Origin of the sequence: Nocardioides sp. NBC_00850, from assembly GCF_045207335.1 — a bacterium.
Classification (GTDB): domain Bacteria; phylum Actinomycetota; class Actinomycetes; order Propionibacteriales; family Nocardioidaceae; genus Nocardioides.
Genome location: NZ_CP108845.1, coordinates 4,774,615 through 4,799,479, shown reverse-complemented (window position 1 = coordinate 4,799,479; position 24,865 = coordinate 4,774,615). Strand labels below are relative to the sequence as shown.

Genomic DNA, 24,865 nt, shown 5'->3' with positions numbered 1-24,865 from the left:
GCGCGTACGCCCCGTCCGATCACTCACGGCGCTCTGCGAACCGCAGGGCGCTGTGGTGCTCGTGGGCCAAGCGGCGCAGGCAGAGCAGGAACTCCCCGAGGACGACCTGCCCCAGGACCATCTGCTCCATCATCGCCTCGCGGTCCTGGGTGTCATCGATCTGATCGAGCTCATAGGCAGCGATCGCGTCGACGAGGGGAAGGTAGGTCGCCGCGCCCTCGGGGTCGGTGGGCAGACCGCTGTCGAGGATGACCTCGATGATCCCGGCGAGGTGGTCGCGCTCGGGGGCATCCGCCCGGACCTCGGTCCATCCCGCCTGCGCGACGATCTGGTCGGCGAGCTCGCGGGTGTGATCGCCACGGGCCGCAGGGACGCTCGTCTCGACACGGAGCGCGTCGCAGGCCTTGCCGAACATGTCGTGCACGGACGCGGTGCGGTCCTGGGTCGCGTCGACCAGTGCCTTGAGCGCCCCGACGGGGACGGCGCCGACATCACGGAGCACGCGGAGCAGGCGCAGGCGGCGTACGTGCTGGTCGTCGTAGTCGGCCAGGCGCTCGGAGAGCTTCCTGCCGGGCGAGAGGAGGCCCTCGCGTACGTAGTACTTGATGGTCGCGACGCTCACGCCGGTCGAGTCGGCAAGCTCGGAGATCCGCATCGTTCCTCCGGGAAACGGGTTGACGGCGTTGCTGGATAGGAGCACTATCTTAGACTAGATACTAACGCTATCCAGTCAGGAGGACGGCCATGTCGAAGATCGCCCGGGGCTATCGAGGGGCTCCTGAGAACGTTCCGGACGGAGTCACGCCCGGACACAGCGTCGCCGAGGTGGGAACGGACGAGGTCGTCGTGTTCCTGATCGGGATGCGCATCCACCGCTGGCACAAGGTGCGCAGCTGGTTCCCGGCGTTCGTCGCGATGCCGCGGATGCTCGCCGAGCTCGCCAAGACCCCCGATCTCGGGCTGCTCGCGGCGCGCAGCTACTGGTCGGGGAGGGTGCTGCTCACGGTGCAGTACTGGCGCAGCGTCGAGGACCTCGGCCGGTTCGCCAAGGACCCGTCCCTCACCCACGCTCCCGCCTGGGCCGCCTTTAACCGGCGCGCGGCCTCGACCGGCGACATCGGGATCTGGCACGAGACCTATCGGGTTCCCGCCGACCAGGTCGAGACGCTCTACGGCAACATGCCGGCCTTCGGCCTCGGCGCCGCGCTCGGGGTCGTCGAACGGGCTTCGGGGCGGCGGAACGCGACCCACGAACAGATGGGCTCCACCCGCCCGGAGTACGTCGAGACCTCTACAGGGCGGTGACGGTCTCGGTGGGGGAGAGCGCCCGGGTGGGCGCGCCTCGCAGGAGCACCACGGAGAGCAGGGCGGCGATCCCGGCGCAGACCGCGGCGCCGGCGAAGACGGTGTGCTCCTGGGCGATGGCGGCTCCGATGAGCAGGTCCTGGTAGTCCTCGCACATGCCGCCGCCGGTGCACACCGACGACAGCGACGGCAGGTCGGCCTGGGCGGCGTAGTAGCTGCGCAGGCCGATCGTGGTCAGCGCCGAGATGCCGACCAGCATGCCGACCATGCGGGCCACCACGGTGAAGGAGGTGGTCAGGCCGTGCATCGACTGCTCGGTCGTGGCCAGGATCGCCGCGTTGACCGGCGCCAGGGCGAGGCCGAAGCCGAGGCCGCCCGCGACGAGCACGACGGTCGCCGACAGCGAGCGCAGCGCGTCGGCGTCCCAGCGCGCCATGAGCACGAACGCCACCGCGGCCAGCAGCATGCCGCCACCCGCGATCACGCCCGCCGGCAGTCGTCTGGTCAGGAAGCCACCCAGCACGGCGCCCACCGGCAGCGCGACCAGGAACTCGAGCAGCACCAGGGCCGCCTTCAGCTGGCTGTCGCCGTAGATCGTGGTGCGAGCGAAGAGCGGTACGTCGATCAGCGCCGCCACCAGCGCGGCCCCGACGAAGAACGAGATCAGCACCGAGCCCCACGCCGGCGTCCGGGCGAACGCGCCCCGGGGCACGATCGGGTCCTGCGCGCGGCGCAGGTGGAAGACGAAACCGAGCAGCGCGAGCCCACCGGCGACCAGGTACCAGGTGCCCTGCTCCGAGAAGACCGCCACCTCGGGGTCGGCGGTCGCGAAGGCCAGGATCACCCCGGCCAGGGCGAACGAGAGCAGCAGCGCCCCGAGGAGGTCGACCTCGGCGGCGATCCGGCCGAGCACGCGGCGTACGTTCGGCCGAAGGCCGCACTTCACCAGGAACCCGAGGGTCGCGATGATCGTGACCAGGCCCAGCGGGGTCAGCCAGCGCGTCGACCCGGCCGCGGGCACGTAGAGCGCGCCCCAGGTCAGGTCTTGGACCAGGGCGGTTGGCTCGATCGCCAGCAGCACGAACGCGACGCCGGCGAACAGCAACAGCAGCGGCGCGATCAGGTCCGGTCGTGGGCGACCCCGGGCGGCAGCGCCAGGGTCCGAGCGGCCCAGCCGCCGGATCGTCACGGCCAGCACGAGGCCGACGACGAGGTTGAGCACGAAGATCGCGCGCCAGTCGGCGACGGCGAGCACGGCCGCTCCGATGAGCGGCCCGAGCACCGAGCCGAGCTCCTGGACCGCCGAGACCAGCCCGAGCGGAACCCCACGGCGCTCAGCGGGGTAGAGCGCCGCGACGAGCGCGAGGGTCGCCGGCACGAGCGCGCCACCGCCCAGCCCCTGGAAGAACCGGCCGACCACCATCGCGGCCAGGTCCCACGACAGGGCCGTCAGGAACGAGCCGAGCGCGAAGACGACCAGCCCGCCGACGAGCACCGGCAGGTGCCCGAGAAGGTCGGCGAGGCGCCCGATCAGCGGCAGCACCGCCACATAGCCCAGCAGGAACCCCGAGATCAGCGGCGCGGCCCGCTGCAGCTCCTCGATCGAGAGCCCGACGCCGGCCATCATGTCCGGCAGCGCCAACACGACGACGTAGGTGTCCGCGGCGGCGAACGCCACCGCGATCGCAGCGAGCCAGAGAACGGCTCTCACGGCTTGGCGATCTCCTTCTCGACGCCGTACTCGGTCACGTCGATCGTGTAGGAGTACGCCGCCTCGCCCTCACCGCTGAAGTTGCCCTTGATGGTGGCCTCGGTGAGCTCGTCGGAGTCGTTGATGATGTAGGTGACGTCGAAGTCGCCGGTCGCGCCGGCGAGGATCTTCTGGACCGCTGTGTCCGGCAGCGTGCCGGTGTAGGTCGAGAGGATCTCGTCGTTGTCGGCGCCGCCGCGTACGGACTTGCCGATCTTCACGTCCTCGGTCGCGGCGAGCAGCGAGGAGATGCCGGTCTCCGGGGCGATCAGCGCGGCCGGGTCGGGCACGCCGTAGTCGGCCGGGTCGAGCTCCTGGAACGCGGTCGTGAACGGCAGCTTCGCGTAGACGACGCCGTCGACCGAGACCACCTCGACCTGCGCCTCCGTGCCCATCACCGGCACGGTCAGCGTGCCCTCGAAGGCGGGCTCGCGGGTCAGCGTCCCGGTCGCCGCCTTCAACGTGGTGATGCCCTCGGGCAGGTCGTCGGAGGCGATCGAGAAGTTGATCCCGCTCGTCTCGTCGAGGTGCTTCTGCGCCGCCGCGAGCACCTGTTTCGGCGTACGTCCCTTGGCCGGGTCCTCGTCGCCGCAGGAGGTGAGCACCAACGTGGCGGCGAGGAGGGCGATGAGACCGAACACGAGGCGCGGCAGGGTCCGTCCCAGAATCGAGCTGAGCATGCGGGTCAGAATGCCACGTCCCGCAACCCTGTGGGTGGTGAGGTGGCCTTGGCCATGCCGGGTCAGCCGTTCCAGCGCGTGCGGCCGACCGGGATCACCATCAGGTCCTCGCCGACGACGAGCTCTCCCGAGAAGCCCCGTTGGGCCTTGCGCCAGCGCGCGGGCGGGTTGTTGCCGGGGACCAGATGGGAGAGCGCGAGGGTGCCGACACCGGCCTGTTCGGCGACGTCGCGGCCGACCTGCTCGATGGTTGTGTGCGACTCGAGCAGGTGCTTGCGGAGCGCCTCGGCGGTCTCGGGAGGTAGGGCCGCGGTGAGCCGCTCGACGAACTCGGGGTCGATCACCTCGTGGACCAGGACGTCCGCGCCACGCGCCAGATCGATGAGGTTCTGGCTCACGCAGGTGTCGCCGGAGACCACGACCGACCCGTCCGGGGTGTCGAAGCGATAGCCGTACGCCGGCGCGGTGGGATGGTGATCGACGAGCGTCGCCGTCACGGTGATCTCGCCGTCCTTCCAGACCTGGATCGGCGCCTCGAGCCGCGGCGGGACGCCTTCCGGGCCGATCGTCCACAGCGCCGAGTGGTCGATGTCGTGGACCTCGAAGAGCGTGTCCGGGTCGGGAAAGTTGCTGTCGCGGAGCCGGTCGTTGAAGTCCTGGGCGAACGCGTTGCGCAGATGACCGGTCATCGAGGAGATGCCGGGCATCGGCTCGTCCGGGTTGACCAGGGCGGGGGTCGGCCGGGTGGGCGGGAAGACCCGGCTGAGCGTGTCCCGGGGCGCCGGGCCGAACACCTGGACCGGCCCGCCGGAGCGCCCGACGATGTTCATCGACCCGATCGCGTACGTCGTGGGCCAGTCGACCGTGTGGTCGCTGTGCAGGTGGGTGAAGAAGATGCCGCGCAGCCAGGAGAGGGCGGAACCCAGGCCGGTGTCCGGGGCGAGGCCGCTCTGCTGCAGCCGGCCGAAGGCGCCCACCCCGAGGTCGACGACGTACACCTTGTCCTCGAACGCGATCGCGGTCGACACCCCGTGCCGGCCGCCGTCGAGCACGGCCGGGCCGCCTGACGTGCCGAGCAGCACGACACGGGTTCGTGCCTTCGATCGGCGCTCGGTCGAGTCCGCGGACGCGGGTGCGGCGGCCGCCGGCGTACCCAGGGCTGTCGCGGTCACCGCGCCGACCGCTCCGAGGCCGACCATCGACAGCAGCCGGCGCCGGTCGGTCGAGGGGATCGAGGCGACGGCCTCGTTGAGGACATGACACATGTGGATCGGCTCCTGGATCAGGCGGCGACGGCGACGTCGCGGGTGAGGACACGGCGGGTGAGGAGGGCGAGGAGAAGCGCGATGGCGCCGACGAGGACGACGGCGGCGCCGAGGCCGCCGAGGGCACCGGTGAAGGCGACGACCAGGAGGGGGCAGACGAACTCGCCGAGGAACAGCGCGGCGGTCCACAGGCCGGTGCCGCGACCGCGCTGCTCGAAGGTGAGACCGGACTGGGCCCAGACGAGCAGGGTGGGCAGCATCAGGCCGGTGCCGGCCGAGGCGATGACCGCGCCGAGCACGATGACCGGCACCACCGAGGTGGCACCGAGCACGACCAGGCCGACCCCGGCCAGCCCGAAGGCGATCGGCAGCAGCGTGGCGGTGCCGCGGCCGGAGACCCGGCCGAAGGTGTACGCCCCACCGGCTGTGGCGAGGGAGGCGAGCGCCGCGAACGCGCCGATGGCGGGGACGGCGGTGATCCCGGCCGCGTCGAGCACGTAGGGGAGCTCCACGATCGGGGTGTAGAAGACGATGCCACCGACGACCGTGACAGCGCACGGCAGCGCGAGGGCGCGGGTGGGCAGCGGCGGCAGCGGGGCGTGCTCATCGGCGGAAGTGGACTCGCCGGCGGGCGGCCAGATGAGCGCCGCGGCGAGGGCGAGGAAGACCAGGCTGGAGGCGTAGAGCCAGAACGGGTTGCGCCAGTCCTGGGCACCCAGCGCCCCGCCGAGCGCGAAGAACAAGGTGGCCGACAGTGACGCGAACACGGTCTGCATGCCCAGCCAGCGGTCGCGTTCGGTGCCGCTGAAGTAGTCCGAGATCAGCGTGGTGCAGCAGGTCATGATCGCCGCCTCGGCGACGCCGACCCCGGCCCGGCTGAGCACGATCGCTGCCAGCCCGTCCAGCCACAGCGGCGCTGTACCGAAGACCGCGTAGACGGCCAGGCCGGTCAGCAGCAGCCGCTTGCGCCCGAACGTGTCCACGATGCGGCCCGCGAACGGCGCCAGCAGCGCGATCATCAGCGCCGGGACGGTGAGGGAGAGCGGGACCAGCGCGGTCGCGGCGCCGCTGTCGCCGAAGTGGTCCTGCATCCGGGGCAGGACGGGAGCGAGCAGCACCGCGCCGAGGATCGGCAGGCAGCTCATGAACATCAGCAGGAAGCCCTGCGTGCGTCCGGCTTGCCGGACGGGCGTGATGGTGTCGGGCATGGGGTCTCCATGGATCAGGCCGAGATCGTGTGACAGCAGTCACAGAATCGTGGGAGATCCAGGAGGTATTGCGGAAGCCAAACCTGCTTCTGCCGGGTATCAGCCCCGTCGATACCCGAAGGTCAGTCCGACTGCTCCAGCCGCGCGGCGGCGAGCGTCATCATCCGGCGCAGCCAGCCGTGCGCCGGGTCCGCGCGATGGGCGGGGTGCCACCAGAACGCCTCCTTCAGTGGGACCACGTCCCACGGGCAGTCGAGGATGCGTACGCCGGCGGCACCCGCCAGCCGGGTCGCGAGCTGGCGCTGCAGGAGGGCGACGCGCGGGGTTCCGGCGACCAGGAACGGGACCGGGAGGAAGCTCTCGGTCACCACATGGACGTCGGGCTCGACCCCGATCATGCTGAGCTGGCGTACGGCTGGGGTGAAGGCGGTCGGGGCGTGGTGGGTGACGACCCAGGGCATCTCGGCGAGCTGCTCCATGGTGATCGTCTCGCCGACGGCGTCGTTGTCGGCGGACACGACCAGCACCCAGCCGTCGGTGTGGAGTTCGACCGCGGGCTGGTCCTGGAGGAAGCCGTGGGGGAGGACCATCCCGTCCACGTGCCGCAGCGACTCCGGCGCCTGGTCGACGTCGCCGTGGGTCTGCAGTTGGAACCGGAGGCGTACGCCGGGGGCCTCCCGGGCCAGCTCGGTGGCGAGGTGGTCGCCGAGGACGGTCGTGGAGTAGTCGGAGGCGACCACCGTGAACTCGCGGGTCGAGGTCGCCGGGTCGAAGCCGGGCTCGGCCTCGAAGACACGGCGTACGCCGGCGAGGGCTGTCGTGGTGGTCCCGCGCAGCTGGGTGGCCAGGGGAGTGAGGTCGTAGCGGTTGCCGGTGCGGACGAGGAGCTCGTCGCCGAAGTGGCGCCGAAGGCGCCGCAGTGCGGCCGAGACCGCGGGCTGGCTCAGTCCGAGGCGGGCCGCCGCGCGGGTCACGTTGCGCTCCTCGAGCAGCGCATCCAAAGAGAGCAGGAGGTTGAGATCGAGGTTGCGGAGCGGATCGGTCGCCATGGTCTGACTATAAACGCGGTGTATAGGCGGGATAGGAAATCTGCTCTTCCCGAATAGTTGCATGGCGTTCAGAGTGGTGCTCGTCACTCCACCATCTCGCACATCAGGGAGATCTCATGCCCGCCATCAGCTCGGTTCTCGTCATCGGTGCCGGAACCGCCGGGACGGCGACCGCCATCCTGCTCGCCGAGCGGGGCGTCTCGGTCGACCTCGTCGAGGCCAAGCCGGACGTCTCCGCCCTCGGCTCCGGGATCACCCTGCAGGGCAACGCGCTGCGGGTGCTGCGCGACCTCGGCGTGTGGGAGCAGGTGCGCGCCGAGGGCTACGGGTACGACACCCTCGGGCTGCGCGCGCCCGACCCGGCCGGGACGCTGCTGGTCGAGCTCGAGGACCACCGCACCGGCGGTCCGGACCTGCCCGCCACGATGGGGATGTACCGCCCCGCCCTGGCCCGGATCCTGCTCGAGAGGGCCAGGGTCGCCGGCGCCAAGGTGCGCTTCGGGGCCACCGCGACCGAGCTCTCTCAGGACGAGACCGGCGTCGACGTCGCGTTCGCGGACGGGTCGCACGGACGCTACGACGTCGTCGTCGGCGCCGACGGGGTGCGGTCGTGGACGCGCCGTGCGATCGGCATCGACGTCGAGCCCGAGCCGGTGGGCATGGGTATCTGGCGAGCGTTCACGCGTCGACCGGCCGAGGTCACCCGCACCGACCTCTTCTACGGCGGACCGTCCTACATCGCCGGCTACTGCCCGACCTCGGAGGAGAGTCTCTACGCCTACATCGTCGAGCCGGCGCAGGACCGGAGCGGTCTGTCGGCCGAGGAGGGGCTGGCCGTGATGCGCGAGCTCGCGGCGGCCTATCACGGGCCCTGGGACGAGATCCGCGGATCGCTGACCGACCCGACGCGGGTCAACCACACCCACTTCGAGAGCCACGTCGTCGATGGCCCCTGGAACCGCGGCCGGGTCGTGATCATCGGCGACGCCGCCCACAGCTGCCCGCCGACCCTCGCCCAGGGCGCCGCCCAGGCGCTCGAGGACGCCGCCGTGCTCGCCGAGCTCCTCACCGGCCACGACGACCTGGCCACCGTCTGGCCCGCGCTCACCGACCGCCGGCTGCCCCGCGCGCGGGCGGTCGTCGAGGCCTCGCTCCAGCTCTGCACCTGGCTGAAGGCGCGCGAGCGTGGTGACGTACCCGGGCTGATGGCCCGCGTCGCAGCCCTCGTCACCCAGCCCGCCTGACCACCCCATCTCACGAGGAGAACACCGTGACCGAGACCATCATCGACCCAGCCATCGAGACCCCGCCCGCCGAGCGGTTGATCACCCACCTGCGCCACGTCGACCTGGCCGTGCCGGACTACGAGCGGCAGCTGGAGTTCTACACGAACACCTGGAAGCTCAAGGCCGAGACGACCGACAGCGGGCTGGCGTTCCTGGCCGCGGAGGGCTCCCCGGAGCACTACTCCGTGCGCCTGCGCCGCGCCGACGACAAGCGCCTGGACCTGATCGCGTTCGGCGCGGCCAGCCCGGCCGACGTGGACGCGATGGCCGAGCGGCTCGGCCGTGCCGGGGTGAAGCTCGTCAGCGAGCCGGGCCCGGTGCTGACGCCGGGCGGCGGCTACGGCTTCCGCTTCTTCGACAACGACGGACGAACGGTCGAGGTCTCCTGCGACGTCGCCGTGCGGCAGCACCGCAAGATCGAGGAGGGCGAGGCGGTCCCGGTGAAGCTCTCCCACGTCGTCATCAACTCGCCCAACCCCGAGCAGACCGTGGCGTTCTACCAGCGCCACCTCGGCTTCGCGCTCTCCGACACCCTGATGCACCCGCGGCTGGGCTCGATGATGTGGTTCCTGCGTACGAACCGCTTCCACCACAGCCTCGCGATCGCCCGCGGGCCGCACGTCGCGCTGCACCACGCCTCCTTCGAGATGCGCGGCCTGGACGAGTACATGCGCGGCACCGGGCGGCTGCTGCGGGCCGGCGTGGAGAAGATCTGGGGGCCGGGGCGGCACCTGGCCGGCAACAACACCTTCAGCTACTTCCTGGACCCGCACGGCAACACCGTCGAGTACACCACCGAGCTCGAGGAGCTCGTCGAGGACAACTGGCACCCGCATCTGTACGACTTCAGCGACCCGGAGGTCTCCGACCAGTGGGGCACCGCCAACCCGATGGACGAGCTGGTCGCCGGCAAGTCCTTCAACGACCCGGACAAGGGCGTCTTCGTCGCCCCGCCGGTCTGAGGAGGGCCGATGAAGCTGGCAACCTTCCACGATCCTGACCTCGGCGTGCCGCGCGTCGGCCTGGTCACCGAGGACGGACTGCACCCGTTCGCCGTCCGGCACACGATGCGTACGCTCATCGCCGGCGGCCGCGAGGCGCTCGACCGCGCCGCCGACCATGCCCGGGCGGCGGAGGCCATCGACCTCGCCGAGGTCGAGCTGCTGGCGCCGCTGGAGCCGGCCTCGGTGCGCGACTTCGTCGCCTTCGAGGAGCACGTCGAGGGCGTACGCCGCTCGGTCGACGGCGTCAGCGGCGTCCCCGACGCCTGGTACGACGCCCCGGCCTTCTACTTCACCAACCCGCACGCGATCCTCGGACCGGGCGCGGAGGTGCCGTTCCCCGCAGCCTGCGCGGCCCGCGACTTCGAGCTGGAGGTCGCCGCCGTCGTCGGGGCCGAGGGCCGGTCGGTCCCGCCCGAGGAGGCCGGGGCGTACGTCTTCGGCTACACGATCTTCAACGACTGGTCGGCTCGTGACCTGCAGGGCCGCGAGATGCAGGTCGGTCTCGGGCCGGCCAAGGGCAAGGACTTCGCGACCACGCTCGGGCCGTGGATCGTGACGGCCGACGAGCTGGAGCCTTACCGCGACGAGGACGGCTTCCTCGACCTGCTGTGCACGGTGTCGGTCAACGGCGCCGAGGTCGGCCGCGACCGGCTCTCGAACGTCGGCTGGACCTTCGAGACGATGATCGCGTACGCCTCCCGCGACTCCCGCGTGGTCGCCGGCGACGTCCTCGGCTCGGGCACCGTCGGCAACGGCGGGTGCCTGGCCGAGCTGTGGGGCCGTCATGGCTCGCAGGAGCCGAAACCGCTGCAACCCGGTGACATGGTCACCCTCGAGGTCGAGGGGATCGGCACCCTCACCAACACCGTCGGCGTCGCGTCGCCCGCCCCCGAGCTTCCGCCGGTGCGGCGCCGCGACAGTGCCGCACGAGCGGCTGCTCGCGAGGCGCCCCGATGAGCTCGCTGGCCGGACGTACGGTCGTGGTCACCGGAGCGGCCTCGGGAATCGGGGCGGCGGTCGCGGAGGCCGTCATCGCCGCCGGAGGGACGGCTGTGGGTGTCGACCGGGAGTCGGCGCCCGGCGTACGGACCCTCGACGTCCGCGACGAGGACGCCTGGGCCGACCTCGCGGGCGAGCTCACCGGGCAGGTCCATGGGCTGGTGAGCTGCGCCGGCGTGACCCGCCGCGCCCGGGTCGGTGCTGCGAGCGTGGCCGACATGCGCGACGCCCACGACGTCAACGTGCTCGGGCCGCTGCTCGGGATCCAGGCGCTGGCGCCGCTGATGCCGGCCGGCGGGTCGATCGTCACGATCGGGTCGCTCGCCGCGCTGCAGGGGCACTACCCGGTGGCCTACACCACCAGCAAGTGGGCCGTTCGCGGGCTCACGCACACCGCGGCGCTCGAGCTGGGGGAGCGCGGGATCCGGGTCAACGCCGTACACCCGGGCTTCATCGAGACCGCCATGACCGCTTCCGCGCCGGTTGCGTTCCGAAAGGCCTCGGTCGCCGCCGCTCCGCTCGGCCGCGTCGGCACGCCCGAGGAGGTCGCGTCGGTCGTGGTCTTCCTGCTCGGCGACGGCGCGGCGTACGTCACCGGTGCCGAGATCCCCGTCGACGGCGGGGTCGCCTCGCACGCCGGCGCCAAGGCCGTCTCCGACGCCCTGCGCTGAGTTTCATCGATGAGAAGAGGACAAGAGATGTTCGAGTACTTTCCCGGCAACTACGTCTGGAACCTGGGCGTGGTCGCCACGCTCAACTCCGGCGGCCTGATCGACGAGGTCGACCGAGCCTGCCGGCCGCTGAAGGAGCTGGCCGCGCAGGGCTCCGACGTGGGCACCGTCGAGTTCATGGCCGCCTGGCGCGGTGTCGCCGACCAGCTCGAGGAGCAGGCGGGCGAGGCCGAGAAGGCCGGCCACCGGCGTACGGCCGGGCAGAAGCTCTTCCGCGCCTCCGTCTACGTCTCCCAGGCCGAGCGGATGCAGAGCGCGAAGGACTCCGGCCGCAACGCCGAGTACCAGCGCAGCGTCGACCTGCTGGTCCGCTCCTTCGAGCTGCTCGACCAGCCGACGGTGAAGGTCGCCATCCCGTACGTCGAGGACGGCCGCGAGACCAGCCTGCCCGCCTACTTCCACCCGGCGGTCGGTGCGGGCGAGGCGGCGCCGGTCATGATCGTGTGGAACGGCCTGGACTCGACCAAGGAGATGATGGTCGGCGCCGGTGTCCACACCGAGCTCGCCGCTCGCGGTATCTCGACGCTGATGGTCGACTGCGGTGGCGCCGGTGAGGCGCTGCGTCTGGACGGCCTCACCGCGCGCGTCGACACCGAGGCCTGGGCCGCGGCCTGCGTCGACTGGCTCGAGACGCGCTCGGACGTCCGTGCCGACCGGATCGGGCTGGTGGGCTGGTCGCTGGGTGGCTACTACGCGCCTCGCGCCGCGGCGTACGAGAAGCGGCTGGCGCTGTGCGTGGCCTGGGGTGCCAACCACGACTGGGGCGCGGTGCAGAAGCGCCGGCTGCAGCGTGAGGGCGAGAACCCGGTGCCGCACTACTGGGACCACGTGCTGTGGGTGTGGGGGCAGCCCGACATCGACACGTTCATCGACTTCGCCGAGGATGTGAACCTCGACGGCGTGGTCGAGGAGATCACCGTGCCGTTCCTCATCGCCCACGGGGAGAACGACCGCCAGATCCCGCTCTCCTACGCGCATCGCTCCTACGACCAGGCGGTCAACAGCCCCAAGCGCGAGCTGCGGATCTTCACGCCGGAGGAGGGCGCCACCGAGCACATCGGCCTGGACCACTTCCCGCACGTCATCGGCTTCATCGCCGACTGGGTCGCCGACACGTTCGCCGAGCTGGACGCGTCGTGACCTCGCTTGATCGGAGCGATCCCGAAGGCGAGATCGCGAAGACGGTCGCCCGCGTCTCCAACTGGGGGCGCTGGGGCGAGGACGACGTCCGCGGGACGATGAACTTCCTCACCGACGCCAAGCGGGTCTCGGCTGCGGGGCTGGTGCAGACCGGCCGTTCCTACTCGCTCTCGCTGCCCTTCGACATGGACGGCCCGCAGAACGGCTGGCGGCGGCGTACGAATCCGGTGCACACCATGCTCGACACCGGCACCGACGCGGTCGCCGGCATCCAGGGGTTCCCGCACGGGATCGGCGGCGCGGACGACGTCATCGCGATGCCGCTGCAGTGCTCGACCCAGTGGGACGGGCTCGGCCACATCTTCGACCACGGACGGGCCTGGAACGGCCGTCCGGCGGAGTCGGTGGTCACCTCGCTGGGCGACGGTGTCACCGGGATCGAGACGGTCGCGGACGTGGTCTGCGGCCGCGGGGTGCTGCTCGACGTCGGCCGCGCGGTCGGCACCGACGGAGAGCTCCCCGACGGCTTCGCCATCACCGAGGAGCACCTGGAGCGCACCATCGCCGCCCAGGGTGCCAGCGCGGCCGTGGGCCGCGGCGACATCGTCGTCGTACGCACCGGGCAGCTCTCCCGCGCCCGCCGAGGCGTCGCCGCAGGTGAGGGCTGGGGTGGCTATGCCGGGGGAGCGGCCCCCGGCCTCTCCTTCACCACCGCCGACTGGCTGCACCGCACCGAGATCGCCGCGATCGCCACCGACACCTGGGGTTTCGAGGTGCGGCCCAACGAGTTCGACGACGCCTTCCAGCCTCTGCATCAGGTCGCGATCCCGCACCTCGGCCTCTTCCTGGGCGAGATGTGGGACCTGGACGGCCTCGCCTCCGCCTGCGCGGAGGACGGCCGCTACGACTTCCTGCTCACCGCGGCGCCGCTGCGGGTCACCGGCGCCGTCGGCGCCCCGGTGAACCCCATCGCGCTGCGCTGAGGGGGTGGATGCTCACCGAGGTACCTCGGTGAGCAGTCGCTTCCCTCGTGGAACTCCGCGAGGGAAGCGAGCGTCGACCGAGTTACCTCGGTGAGCAGCCGACACCTAGCCGGCAGCAACCGGGAACGTGTGAGCCACCGGCCCCGAGACGGCGTCGATGGGCTGCTCGAGGGGGATCCCGGAGCCGTCGCGGCGCGGGTCGATCTCGGGCAGGTCGATGGGCGCGCCGGAGGCCGCCGCGGCCATCGCAGGAGCGGCGCCGACCCAGGCGAAGACGATCGAGTCCTCGCCCTTGAGGTAGCGGTGCGCGCGTACGCCGCCGGTGGCCCGGCCCTTGGCCGGGTATTCGCTGAACGGCGTGGTCTTCACCGAGCCGGTCTCGGTGCCGGGCAGAGCGCTCGACGAACCGGCGACGGTGACGACTGCGGCCCCCTCAGGAGCGTCGGGGGAGACGACGCCGAAGAAGACGACCTTGGACCCGTGCGCCATCCGGACGCCGGCCATCCCGCCGGCGCTGCGGCCCTGCGGACGGACGACGTCCGCCGGGAAGTGCAGGAGCTGGGCGTCGGAGGTGACGAAGACCAGCGCCTCGGTGCCGGTGCGCAGCTGGGCCGCGCCGACCACCTCGTCGCCGTCGGCGAGCTTGATGACCTCCCACTCGTCCTTGTTGAGCAGCACCTCGGGGTTGACCCGCTTGACAACGCCGAGCTTGGTGCCGAGCGCGATGCCGGGACCGTCGGTGGCCAACGTGGTCAGCGCGAGCGCCCGCTCGTCGGACTCCAGCGAGAGCAGCGCGGACAGCGGCAGGCCGCCGGAGAGGTTCGGGTCGCCGTGAGTCGGCGGCATCGCCGGCAGGTCGAGCACCCCGAGACGTACGAGACGGCCGCGGGAGGTGAGCACGCCGATCTGCCCGCGCGCGGTCGCCGGGACGACCGAGACGATCACGTCGTGGTTGGCGCGGCCAGAGCCGGTCGAGAAGGGCTCCGCGTCCGAGGAGCGGGCCAGGAGACCGGTCGAGGAGAGCAGCGCGAAGCACGGGTCGTCGGCGACCTCGAGGCTCATCGCCTCGAGCGCCGGGGTGCCGGCGGAGGCGAGCAGCACGGTGCGCCGAGGGGTGCCGAACGTCTTGGCCACCTCGCCCAGCTCGTCGGAGACGACCTTGCGCAGCATCTCGTCGTCGCCGAGGATCGAGTCCAGGTATTCGATCGTCGAGCGCAGGTCGTCGCGCTCCTTCTCCAGCTCGATCTTGGAGAACTTGGTCAGCCGGCGCAGCGCCATGTCGAGGATGTACTCCGCCTGCGGCTGGCTCAGGTCGAAGACCGACATCAGCCGCTCCTTGGCCTCGCCGGCGTTGTCGGAGGCGCGGATCAGCTGGATGACCTCGTCGATGTCGAGGATCGCGATCAGCAGCCCATCGACGAGGTGGAGCCGGTCCGCCGCCCGGTCACGGCGGAACTGCGAACGGCGGCGTACGACGTCGTAGCGGTGGCCCAGGAAGACCTCGAGCAGCTCCTTGAGACCGAGCGTGCGCGGCTGCCCGTCGACGAGCGCGACGTTGTTGATCCCGAAGGAGTCCTCCAGCGGGGTCATCTTGTAGAGCTGCTCGAGGACGGCCTCGGGCACGAACCCGTTCTTGACCTCGATCACCAGCCGGGTGCCGTGCTCGCGGTCGGTGAGGTCCTTGAGGTCGGCGATTCCCTGGATCTTCTTGGACTGCACCAGGACCTTGACGCGCTCGATGATCTTCTCGGTGCCGATGTTGAACGGCAGCTCGGTGATCACGATGCCCTTGCGGCGCCCGAACGGCTCGATCCGCGTGGTGGCGCGGATCTTGAAGGAGCCGCGGCCGGTCTCGTACGCATCCCGGATCCCGTCCAGGCCGACGATGGTGCCGCCGGTGGGGAGGTCGGGGCCGGGGATGAACTTCATCAGCGTGTCGAGCTCGGCGCCGGGGTGCTTGATCAGGTGGCGCGCGGCGGCGATGACCTCGATCAGGTTGTGCGGGGCCATGTTGGTGGCCATGCCGACCGCGATGCCGGTGGCGCCGTTGACCAGCAGGTTGGGGATCGCCGCGGGGAGCACGCTCGGCTCCATCTCCCGCGAGTCGTAGTTGGGCCGGAAGTCGACCGTGTCTTCCTTGATGTCATCGGTCATCGCCTGCGCGGCCGGGCCCATCCGGGCCTCGGTGTAACGCATCGCGGCAGCCGGGTCGTCACCGCCGGGGGAGCCGAAGTTGCCGTGCCCGTCGATCATCGGCAGCCGCATCGCCCACGGCTGCGCCATCCGGACCAGGGCGTCGTAGATCGCGCCGTCACCGTGCGGGTGCAGCTTGCCCATCACCTCACCGACGATGCGGGCACACTTCACGTGGCCGCGGTCTGGACGTACGCCCATATCGTTCATCGTGTAGAGGATCCGGCGCTGCACGGGCTTGAGGCCGTCGCGGGCGTCGGGCAGTGCCCGGGAGTAGATGACGGAGTAGGAGTACTCCAGGAATGAGGACCGCATCTCGTCCCCGATGTCGGTGTCGAGGATGTGCTCCTCGAAATCGTCGGGTACGTCCTGCTTGGTCTTGCCGCGTGCCATAAGGGGCATTGTCTCGAATCCGTGTGCGAACGCGACACCGGGCTCGCCGATTGGGGCCAAGTCGTAGCCGAGCCGCCCTTTCATACGCGGTACATCCGCGTACATTGGAGGAGTCCGGAGTCACCGGTTCAACGCACATGGAGGTGCTTGAAGATGGCTGTCACCCAGATCGAGATCGACACCGAGCTGCTCGCGGAGATCCAGCGGATCTCCGGCACGACCACGCCCCAGGAGGCGGTGGAGTTCGCCGTGCGTGAACTCGTCATCCGCAACCATGAGGGCGACGCCCCCAAGCACGCCCAGAAGCTGGCGCGGAACTGGGACTATGACGGCTGGCGGGTGCTCAACGAGCGCGACCGCGCCAACGTCGTACGTCACTGACGGCGGCTGCTGCGCGCGAGAACCTGGCCTCTCCCGCTAGATTTCTCTCGTGACCGCGCAGCAGACCCCGCCGTACCCCTCCCACTGGGAGGCGGACGTGCTGCTGCGCGACGGGCGGACGGCACACATCCGGCCGATCCGGTCGGCGGACAAGGACCTGCTGGTCGACTTCTACGACCACCGGGTCAGCGACGAGTCGAAGTACTACCGCTTCTTCTCGCCGATGCCGCACCTGTCCGCCCGCGATGTCGCGCGCTTCACCGAGGTCGACCACAAGGACCGGGTGGCGTTCATCCTGACCCTGCGGGGCCGGATGATCGCGGTCGGGCGCTACGACGTGGTCAAGCCCGGGGAGGCCGAGGTCGCCTTCCTCGTCGAGGACGACTACCAGGGCCGGGGGATCGCGCAGATCCTGCTCGAGCACCTCGCCCAGGCCGGGCGTGAGCGCGGGGTCACCAAGTTCACCGCCGACGTGCTCCCCGACAACGCCCGGATGATCCAGACCTTCCGCGACGCCGGCTACAAGGTGGCCAGCGTCTACGAGGACGGGGTCATCTCGCTGCAGTTCGGGATCGACGTCACCGACACCGCGGTCGGCCGCCTCGCCCTGCGCGAGCACGAGGCCGAGTCCGCCTCGATCCACCGCTTCTTCAACCCGCGCTCGGTCGCGGTCATCGGCGCCAGCCGGAGGCAGGAGACCGTCGGCCAGGCGCTCGTCCGCAACCTGGTGATCGGTGACTTCACCGGCCGGGTCTACATGGTCAACCCCAGCTCCACCGCGGTCAGCGGCATGCCGGCCTACAAGAGCGTCCAGGACATCCCCGATGACGTCGACGTGGCGATCGTCGCGGTGCCCGCCGACGCCGTCCAGGACGTCGTTCTCGACTGTGCCGCCAAGGGCGTGCACGGGCTCGTGGTCATCTCCAGCGGCTTCGCCGAGACCGGCGAGGAGGGCCGCCAGCGGCAGCGGCGGCTGGTGAACCTGTCCCGCTCCTACGGGCTGCGGCTGATCGGGCCCAACGCGCTCGGCGTCATCAACACCGACCCGCAGGTCAAGATCAACGCCAGCCTCGCCCCGACGATGCCGCCGCGCGGCCGCGCGGGCTTCTTCTGCCAGTCCGGCGCGCTCGGCTCCGCGATCCTGGAGAAGGTCAACAACCGAGGCCTGGGCCTGTCGACCTTCGTCAGCGCCGGAAACCGCGCCGACGTCTCCGGCAACGACCTCCTCCAGTACTGGGAGGAGGACGCCTCGACCGAGGTCGTGATGATGTACCTGGAGTCGATCGGTAACCCGCGTAAGTTCTCCCGCATCGCCCGCCGCGTCTCCCTGCGAAAGCCGATCGTCGCGGTCCGCTCGGGCCGCACCACCCAGGGTGTGCCGATGGGCCACGCGGTCCGCAAGATCAGCGCCCCGCCGGCGGCCGTCGACGCGATGTTCCGCCAGGCCGGGATCATCCAGGTCGACACCCTCGACGAGATGTTCGACGTCGCCCAGCTCCTCGCCCACCAGCCGCTCCCGCGCGGCCGGCGGGTCGCCATCGTCGGCAACTCCGACGCCCTGGGCCTGCTGGCCGCCGACGCCGCCGTCTCGGCGGGTCTGCAGGTCAACAAGCAGGTCCCGCTGCCCACCGAGCCGAGCGCGGAGGACTTCGAGGACGCGCTCGACGCGGCCATCGACGACCCCGAGGTCGACGCGGTGATCTCGGTCTACATCCCGCCGCTCAACGTCTCCGGCGAGGAGATCGCCAACGTGCTCGCCGCGGTGGGGGAGCAGTCCGACAAGCCGCTGGTCACCAGCTTCCTGGGTGCCGAGGGTGTCCCCGAGCTGCTCCGCGTCCCCGACGTCGCCGGCTCCACCGCGGGCCGCGGCTCGGTGCCGTCCTACTCCTCGGTGGAGTCGGCCGTACGTGCCCTGGCCAAGGTCGTGGAGTACGCCGTGTGGCTGCGCTCCGCCGACGGCGAGACCCCGTGGCTCAGCACCGACGAGTGCGACCCGCGCACGGCGCGCAAGATCGTCACCGACGTGCTCGCCGCGCGTCCGGCCGGGGGCGACCTGAGCCGCGAGGACCTGGGCATGGTGCTGGCCGCCTACGGGATCAAGCTGTGGAACACCCACAGCGTCAGCACCCTCGAGGAGGCGATCTCCGCGGGAGAGGACCTCGGCTGGGGTGTCGTCCTCAAGGCGACCGTCGAGAGCGTCCGGGAGCGGCCCGACCAGGCTCACGTCGTACGCAACATCGACGACGTCGACGAGATGACCGAGGCCTGGGAGCTGATCACCAGCCGGATCCCGCCTGAGACCGGCGGGTTCACGGTGCAGCGCACCGCGCCGCCGGGCGTCCCGGTCGCGATCCGCTCGATGGAGGACCCGTTGTTCGGCCCCGTGGTCTCCTTCGGCATCGCCGGCCCGATCACCGAGCTGGTGGCCGACAAGGCCTACCGGATCCCGCCGCTGTCCGAGCGCGATGCCGCCTCGATGGTGCGCGAGATCAAGGCCGCGCCGATGCTCTTCGGCTACCGCGGCGGCGACATGGTCGACGTCGACGAGATCGAGCGGCTCGTCCTCAGGGTCGCCCAGCTGCAGAACGACCTGCCCCAGATCTCCTCCCTCGACCTCTCGCTGGTCCTCGTCGGGCTCGAGGGATCCGCCGTCCTCACCGCCGGCGCCAGGGTCGACCTGGTCGCCGATCCGCGCTCCGACTGGTTCGTACGCCGCCTCAACCCCGCGGTGGGCGACACCCTTCCTGGCTAGGCGGCCTGTGGCGGCGCGTGGAAGGATGGGTGTCATGAGCACCCGCACCGATGATCTCGACCGCGCCGACGACCTGCGCGCCGAGATCGACCGCACCGGCTACTACCCCGAGGTGGTGGCCGACTGCGTCGCCTCCGCAGTGGCCGGAGAGAAGGTGTCCTCCTTCTTCCTGCACCACGAGCCGACGTTCGACCGTGACGAGGTGCGTCGCCACCTCTCCGTGCTGGTGCTGACCCCGACGCGGCTGATCCTGGCCCACACCGACGAGCACGCCGGTGACGACCTGCTGCCCGAGCCCTACACCTCGACCTCGACCGAGGCCGTACGCATCGACTCGGTCAACTCCGTGGTGGTGACCCGGATGATCACCAACCCGACCAAGGGATCGAGCAAGCCGGCCGAGGTGGTCATGACCATCGGCTGGGGCGGCGTCAACCGCGTAGACCTGGAGCCCGCGGGCTGCTCCGACCCCAACTGCGACGCCGACCACGGCTACACCGGCGTGCTCACCCCCGACGACTTCTCGCTGCGCGTCTCGGCCGCCGCCGACGGTCACGACTCGGTCGACCGCCTGCTCTCCTTCGCGGAATCGCTCTCGGCTCGCACCCACAACCGGTGACGGGATTGTGACCGGGTTCGTCGCCCCTGCGTACGGGGAGCGCTCACTGGGTGATGTCCTGCCGGCGGTCGCCGCTGCGATGGGCATCCCGTTGGGCACCTCCGAGGCGCGACCCGGTCTCGAGCTGCCCTCGGCCGCTGCGTACGTCGTCTTCCTGGTCGACGGGATGGGCACCAACCTGCTGCGCCGCTATGCGCACGCCGCGCCGTTCCTGGCCTCGCTGAGCGAGGACCAGGAGACCGGCACGGCCGGGGTGCCGTCGACGACGGCGACCAGCCTCACCTCGTTCGGCACCGGGCTGACGCCCGGCGGGCACGGGCTGGTCGGCTACACCTCCCGGATCCCCGGCACCGAGCACCTGCTCAACGCGCTGCAGTGGCGCAAGGACGTCGACCCTGTCGAGTGGCAGCCCAACCAGACCGTCTTCCAGCGGCTGGGCGAGGCCGGCGTGCCGGTCACGGTGATCAACAAGCGCGTCTTCGGCGGCTCGGGGCTGACCATCGCCGCCCACCGGGGCGCGGAGTTCGTCGGCGCCGACCGGGTCGGCGAGCGGATCGCCTCGGCGGTCGCGCTCTCGCGGGTGCCGGGTTCGCTGACCTACCTCTACGACGGTGACCTCGACTGGACCGGCCACAAGTACGGCGTCGCCTCCTCGCCCTGGCTGCAGCAGCTCTCGATGATCGACGCCGAGGCCGAGCAGCTGCGTGATGCCCTGGACCCGTCCGTACGCCTCCTGGTGCTCGCCGACCACGGCATGGTCGACTCGCCCGCCACCTCCCGCACCGACATCGACGACTTCCCCGAGCTCCGCCACGGGGTCGCCCTGGTCGGCGGCGAGGCCCGCTTCCGGCATCTCTACTGCTCGCGCGGTGCGGTCGAGGACGTGGTCGCGACCTGGTCGGAGACGCTCGGCGACAAGGCCGACGTGATGACCCGGGAGACCGCGATCCGGCGTGGCTGGTTCGGACCGGTCACCCCATCGGTGCTGCCGCGGCTCGGCGACGTCATCGTCGCCTCCCACGGCGAGCACGCGGTCGTCTCGACCAGCCTGTTCCAGTACGAGACGACCCTGGTCGGGTTGCACGGATCGCTGACCCCGGACGAGATGCTCATCCCGCTGCTGGTCTCCTGACGCGCTCGTCTCGGGCGCTGCTGTGCTCCAACCTCACCGGGCGGGAATGACTGGCCGTTCTAATGGTTACAACCTACGTATCAATTAGGGGACACTCGTCGTGTCCGGCGGAAGGGTTTGTCATGGGTGAGCACAGAGTCGACGAGGGCAGGCGATGACCGGGCATTACGGGCAGGTCGCGTTCACGCCGCTGGTGGCCGAGCACCAGACGATCCACGGGAGCGCCGACGCGTACGCTCGGATGTCGGAGGCGGGTGACGCGCCGGACCGGATCGGCAGGGGCGAGGCCGCGTTCATCACCTCGCGGGACAGCTTCTTCCTGGCGACCGTCAGCGAGACCGGATGGCCCTACGTCCAGCACCGCGGCGGACCGCCCGGGTTCCTGAAGGTCGTCGACGAGACGACGCTGGGGTTCGCCGACTTCCGGGGCAACCGGCAGTACATCACCCGCGGCAACCTCGATCACGACGAGCGGGTCTCGCTGTTCCTGATCGACTACCAGCTGCAGGCCCGGATGAAGATCTTCGGTCGTGCGCGGGTCGTCGAGCTCGACGACGACCCCGAGCTGGTCCCCTCGCTCGCTCCGGCCGGGAGCTCGGCGCGCGTGGAACGTGGGATCCTGATCGACGTCGAGGCGTTCGACTGGAACTGCAAGCAGCACATCCCGCAGCTGGTGCCCCTGGGGGCCGCCCGGCACACCGTCGCCGAGCTGACCCAGCGGATCAGCGAGCTCGAGGCCGAGCTGGCCGCCGCGCGTGGCGTAACGGTTGAACCTTAGACTGACCATTAGAACCGACCAACAGAGATCGATGACGGACGAGTCGGCCGTGGAGCTGCAGGTGCCGGTGCTGTACCCGACCCAGCCCCGGGCCGTACGCCTCATGAACACGATCTGGGCAGACCGGACGGGCGTGCACGACTCGCTGGAGACCTTGGCGCACCTGGAAGCCTGGGCCGAGGAGGCGGGGCTCGGCCGCCACCCAGACCTGAACGAACACGACCTCGGCCGGGCCCGGGCGCTGCGCGACGCCCTGCGCCGGCTGGCCGCCGACCTGACCGCCGACGGCCGGCCGCACAGCGTCTCCGAGGCGCTCAGCACAGAAGTTGCGCTCGCCGTGCTCAACGAGTTCGTGTCCCACTGCGCGCCGATTCTCCGCCACGGTGCGCAGGGCGGTTACGAGCGCGAGTGGCTCACCGACGACACCGGGCCGCAGCGGGAGCTGAACCTGGTGGCGCTGGAGGGATCCGAGGTGCTGGCCCAGCACGCGCCCCATGAGCTGAAGGCGTGCGGCGGCCCCGGCTGCGTCCTGTACTTCGTCCGCGACCACCCACGGCGCGAGTGGTGCTCCGCGGGCTGCGGCAACCGGGCGCGGGTCGCGCGCCACTATCGCCGGAACATGTCCAGCTCTGAGGGTCCTGCCACGAGCCGCAGCGCAGCCCACTAGGCTTCCGCAAGTGGCTGAGCTGACCTTCTGGACCGGGACGATGGACGCGGGGAAGTCGACTCTCGCGCTGCAGACCAACCACAACCACGCGACTCGCGGCAGGGTGGGGCTGATCTTCACCGCCCACGACCGCTCCGGGGAGGCGGCGGTCACCTCGCGGCTGGGTCTGACCCACGACGCGATCGAGGTCACCGACGACTTCGACTTCTGGCGCCACGCCGTCGACGCGCTGACCCACGGCGCCCGGATCGACTACCTCATCTGTGACGAGGCGCAGTTCTACACGCCCGAGCAGATCGAGGCGCTGGCCAAGATCACCGACGAGCTGCAGATCGACGTCTTCTGCTTCGGCATCCTCACCGACTTCCGCACCCGGCTCTTCCCGGGCGCCGCTCGTCTGGTCGAGCTCGCCGACCGGACCGAGGTGCTGCAGGTCGAGGCGCTGTGCTGGTGCGGCAAGCGAGCCACCCACAACGCCCGGGTCGAGGACGGCGTCATGGTCACCGAGGGCGACCAGGTCGTCGTCGGCGACACCGACGAGGCCCCCAGCGCGGTCTCCTACGAGGTCCTCTGCCGCCAGCACCACCGCCGCCGCCTGACCGCGGCCCGGGCCCAGTCGGTCTCCCTGGTGCCCGAGCCGCTGCCGTTCGGCTGACCCCGCCACGCTGGTCGAGCCGCCGGAGCCGCTAGGCGGAGGCGTGTCGAGACCAACACGGTCCGATGGAGCGCTGACGGGACTGTGTTGGTCTCGACACGCTCGCTGGCGCTCGCGGCTCGACCAGCGGGGGCTAGCGGTTGAGCGTCGGCATGGGCACGTCGGCGTACCTCGTTCCGACGGGGGTGCTCTTGGTGTCGAGCTGGACGCCGGGGCGGCCGTTCTCGACGACGTAGGTCGCGCGGGTGGAGACCGGGGCGCCCGGGCGCTGGACGTACGGCACGACCCGGAAGTCGCTGGAGAGCTCCTCGGGCGTGACCTTGACGCGTACGTAGCCGCGCTGGCTGTTGAAGAACTTCAGGTGGTCGTTGGCCCGCAGCAGGGTCTCGCCGCCGGTGGTCATGTCGGCGCCGTCGCCGCCGCTGGCGATGGAGGTGCCGACGAACTCGCTGCCGACGACCGCTGACTCGGGGTCGTCGTAGTCGGCCAGCAGGTTGCTGGCGTAGTTGTGGTGTCGGTCGCCGGTGATGACGACGAGGTTCTCGACGCCGCTGGTGCGAGCGCCCTCGAGGAGCCGGTTGCGGTTGGCGATGTAGCCGTCCCACGGGTCCATGTAGAGGGTCTTGGCCTCGGTCTCGTCGAGGTCGGTCTCCGCCATCGGCGCCTGGTTGGCGAGCACCTGCCAGCGGGCGGTCGACCGGCGCCAGTTGCGCTGGAGCCACTTCTCCTGCTCGAAGCCCATCATCGAGCGCGACGGGTCGTAGATGTCCGGCGTCAGCTCCGGGCTGGCGGGGTCGCTGCCGTCGGCGTACGCCTGGTCGTCGCGGTACTGCCGGGTGTCGAGCACGTTGAAGTCCACCAGGTCGCCGTAGCGCAGGCTCCGGTAGATCTGCATGTCCGGACCGTCCGGCAGCGAGCTGGCACGGAAGGGCAGGTGCTCGTAGTAGGCCTGGAAGGCAGCCGTACGCCGCGGCATCCACAGATCTCCCTGCGACTGGCTCCGCTCCTCGGGGGTCTCGTCGGCCCAGTTGTTCTCGACCTCGTGGTCGTCGGGTGCGACCACGAACGCGTGGGACTGGTGGGCGGCCATCAGGTCCGGGTCGGACTTGTAGAGGCCGTACTGCAGGCGGTAGCGCGCCAGGTCGAGCGTCTCCCCGCCGACGGCGGGGGAGACCGGGGTGTTGCGCCAGTTGTTCTCGGGAGTCACGCCGGACTCGTACAGGTAGTCGCCCAGGTGGAAGACGACGTCGACGTCCTCGTCGGCCAGGTGCCGGTAGGCGGTGTAGAAGCCGTGGCTGTAGAGGGCGCAGGAGGCGAAGGCGAAGCTCATCTTCGAGAGCGAGGAGCCGTACGCCGGTGCGGTCCGGGTGTGGCCGGTCTGGCTGACCTCGCCGGCGGCCAGGAAGCGGTACCAGTAGTCGCGGCCCGGGCGCAGGCCCCAGACCTCGGGGTGGACCGAGTGGCCGAAGTTCGGGGTGGCGGTGACGGTGCCGGACTTCGCGACCTTGCGGAAGAGGGGGTCCTCGGCGACCTGCCAGCGGACCTTGACCGGCTCCTGCGGCATGCCGCCGAGACCGTCAGGGGCGAGCGGTTCGGGGGCGAGGCGGGTCCAGAGGACGACGGAGTTGGGGAGCGGGTCGCCGGAGGCGACGCCCATGGTGAACGGGTAGCCGGAGAGCGACGTGGCGCCCTTGACGGATACCGCGTCGGCGGGGATCGAGCCGGTGCCGAGCAGCATGGCTGCGGATGCGGCGAAGCCGGTCGTGGCGGTGGTGGAGAGGAGGGAGCGTCGGCTCAGCGAGTCGGGCAGGAGCATCGGGGGGCCTCCGAGAAGGGTGGAAGTGCTTGCCTCCACTCACTTCATCGGGGGCGCGTGAACTGCGCCCGACCCGCTG

General features: G+C 70.8%; 22 protein-coding genes. 14 read left to right on the top strand and 8 right to left on the bottom strand.

Annotated features, from left to right (window positions below; all coding sequences use genetic code 11):
• Positions 1-19: 19 nt before the first annotated feature.
• Entirely contained in the window at positions 20-700 is a 681-nt protein-coding gene (locus OH802_RS23305) for a MerR family transcriptional regulator (RefSeq protein ID WP_406022565.1), read from the bottom strand.
• A gap of 44 nt (positions 701-744) precedes the next feature.
• Between OH802_RS23305 and OH802_RS23300 the strand changes: the two genes are divergently transcribed.
• The gene (locus OH802_RS23300) at positions 745-1,305 is read left to right on the top strand and encodes a DUF4188 domain-containing protein (RefSeq protein WP_406022563.1); all 561 of its coding nucleotides are present in this window, start codon (positions 745-747) and stop codon (positions 1,303-1,305) included.
• Here the strand turns inward: OH802_RS23300 and OH802_RS23295 are convergent.
• The 5 genes from OH802_RS23295 to OH802_RS23275 all read right to left on the bottom strand — a co-directional run bounded on the left by OH802_RS23295 (position 1,292) and on the right by OH802_RS23275 (position 7,257).
• On the bottom strand, positions 1,292-3,016 hold the full coding sequence (locus tag OH802_RS23295; RefSeq protein ID WP_406022561.1) for an MFS transporter: 1,725 nt from the start codon (positions 3,014-3,016) through the stop codon (positions 1,292-1,294). The genes OH802_RS23300 and OH802_RS23295 overlap by 14 nt on opposite strands.
• Positions 3,013-3,735, bottom strand: coding sequence for an LppX_LprAFG lipoprotein (locus OH802_RS23290; RefSeq protein ID WP_406022559.1), 723 nt, complete (start codon positions 3,733-3,735; stop codon positions 3,013-3,015). Before OH802_RS23290 ends, OH802_RS23295 begins: the two co-directional genes overlap by 4 nt.
• Before the next feature lie 62 nt (positions 3,736-3,797).
• Complete coding sequence (locus OH802_RS23285; RefSeq protein WP_406022557.1) at positions 3,798-5,000, bottom strand: MBL fold metallo-hydrolase; 1,203 nt, start codon at positions 4,998-5,000, stop codon at positions 3,798-3,800.
• Between the two features lie 17 nt (positions 5,001-5,017).
• The gene (locus tag OH802_RS23280) at positions 5,018-6,208 is read right to left on the bottom strand and encodes an MFS transporter (RefSeq protein WP_406022555.1); all 1,191 of its coding nucleotides are present in this window, start codon (positions 6,206-6,208) and stop codon (positions 5,018-5,020) included.
• 122 nt (positions 6,209-6,330) lie between these two features.
• Positions 6,331-7,257, bottom strand: coding sequence for a LysR family transcriptional regulator (locus tag OH802_RS23275; RefSeq protein WP_406022553.1), 927 nt, complete (start codon positions 7,255-7,257; stop codon positions 6,331-6,333).
• Between the two features lie 116 nt (positions 7,258-7,373).
• Here OH802_RS23275 and OH802_RS23270 point away from each other — a divergent pair, with 116 nt between their 5' ends.
• The 6 genes from OH802_RS23270 to OH802_RS23245 are packed head-to-tail and all read left to right on the top strand — an operon-like array spanning position 7,374 to position 13,400.
• The gene (locus OH802_RS23270) at positions 7,374-8,501 is read left to right on the top strand and encodes an FAD-dependent monooxygenase (RefSeq protein WP_406022552.1); all 1,128 of its coding nucleotides are present in this window, start codon (positions 7,374-7,376) and stop codon (positions 8,499-8,501) included.
• A gap of 26 nt (positions 8,502-8,527) precedes the next feature.
• The gene (locus OH802_RS23265; RefSeq protein WP_406022550.1) at positions 8,528-9,505 is read left to right on the top strand and encodes a VOC family protein; all 978 of its coding nucleotides are present in this window, start codon (positions 8,528-8,530) and stop codon (positions 9,503-9,505) included.
• A gap of 9 nt (positions 9,506-9,514) precedes the next feature.
• Positions 9,515-10,504 carry a fumarylacetoacetate hydrolase family protein gene (locus tag OH802_RS23260; protein WP_406022548.1) on the top strand — a complete coding sequence of 330 codons (990 nt, stop codon included), beginning with the start codon at positions 9,515-9,517 and terminating at the stop codon, positions 10,502-10,504.
• Complete coding sequence (locus OH802_RS23255) at positions 10,501-11,217, top strand: SDR family NAD(P)-dependent oxidoreductase (protein WP_406022546.1); 717 nt, start codon at positions 10,501-10,503, stop codon at positions 11,215-11,217. The genes OH802_RS23260 and OH802_RS23255 overlap by 4 nt, the downstream gene beginning before the upstream one ends.
• Before the next feature lie 27 nt (positions 11,218-11,244).
• Entirely contained in the window at positions 11,245-12,417 is a 1,173-nt protein-coding gene (locus OH802_RS23250) for an alpha/beta hydrolase family protein (protein ID WP_406022544.1), read from the top strand.
• Complete coding sequence (locus tag OH802_RS23245) at positions 12,414-13,400, top strand: cyclase family protein (RefSeq protein ID WP_406022542.1); 987 nt, start codon at positions 12,414-12,416, stop codon at positions 13,398-13,400. The genes OH802_RS23250 and OH802_RS23245 overlap by 4 nt, the downstream gene beginning before the upstream one ends.
• Before the next feature lie 105 nt (positions 13,401-13,505).
• Here the strand turns inward: OH802_RS23245 and OH802_RS23240 are convergent, their stop codons facing one another.
• Positions 13,506-15,986: a DNA topoisomerase (ATP-hydrolyzing) subunit A gene (locus OH802_RS23240; RefSeq protein WP_406022540.1), complete on the bottom strand. Its 2,481-nt coding sequence runs from the start codon at positions 15,984-15,986 to the stop codon at positions 13,506-13,508.
• A 153-nt stretch (positions 15,987-16,139) separates the two neighbouring features.
• On the opposite strand from OH802_RS23240, the gene OH802_RS23235 reads away from it, so the two are divergent.
• The 7 genes from OH802_RS23235 (at position 16,140) to OH802_RS23205 (ending at position 22,970) form a co-directional block, all read left to right on the top strand.
• Positions 16,140-16,367 (top strand): type II toxin-antitoxin system VapB family antitoxin, encoded by a 228-nt coding sequence (locus OH802_RS23235; RefSeq protein ID WP_406022538.1) that lies wholly within the window; start codon positions 16,140-16,142, stop codon positions 16,365-16,367.
• A gap of 49 nt (positions 16,368-16,416) precedes the next feature.
• Entirely contained in the window at positions 16,417-19,119 is a 2,703-nt protein-coding gene (locus tag OH802_RS23230) for a GNAT family N-acetyltransferase (RefSeq protein ID WP_406022536.1), read from the top strand.
• A gap of 34 nt (positions 19,120-19,153) precedes the next feature.
• Entirely contained in the window at positions 19,154-19,738 is a 585-nt protein-coding gene (locus OH802_RS23225; protein ID WP_141804060.1) for a DUF5998 family protein, read from the top strand.
• A 7-nt stretch (positions 19,739-19,745) separates the two neighbouring features.
• Positions 19,746-20,870 (top strand): alkaline phosphatase family protein, encoded by a 1,125-nt coding sequence (locus OH802_RS23220; protein ID WP_378833934.1) that lies wholly within the window; start codon positions 19,746-19,748, stop codon positions 20,868-20,870.
• A 154-nt stretch (positions 20,871-21,024) separates the two neighbouring features.
• Positions 21,025-21,648, top strand: coding sequence for a pyridoxamine 5'-phosphate oxidase family protein (locus OH802_RS23215; protein WP_406022533.1), 624 nt, complete (start codon positions 21,025-21,027; stop codon positions 21,646-21,648).
• A gap of 31 nt (positions 21,649-21,679) precedes the next feature.
• Complete coding sequence (locus OH802_RS23210; RefSeq protein ID WP_406022531.1) at positions 21,680-22,315, top strand: CGNR zinc finger domain-containing protein; 636 nt, start codon at positions 21,680-21,682, stop codon at positions 22,313-22,315.
• A gap of 10 nt (positions 22,316-22,325) precedes the next feature.
• Complete coding sequence (locus tag OH802_RS23205; protein WP_406022529.1) at positions 22,326-22,970, top strand: thymidine kinase; 645 nt, start codon at positions 22,326-22,328, stop codon at positions 22,968-22,970.
• A gap of 133 nt (positions 22,971-23,103) precedes the next feature.
• Here the strand turns inward: OH802_RS23205 and OH802_RS23200 are convergent, their stop codons facing one another.
• Complete coding sequence (locus OH802_RS23200; protein ID WP_406022527.1) at positions 23,104-24,786, bottom strand: alkaline phosphatase D family protein; 1,683 nt, start codon at positions 24,784-24,786, stop codon at positions 23,104-23,106.
• Between the last annotated feature and the right edge of the window lie 79 nt (positions 24,787-24,865).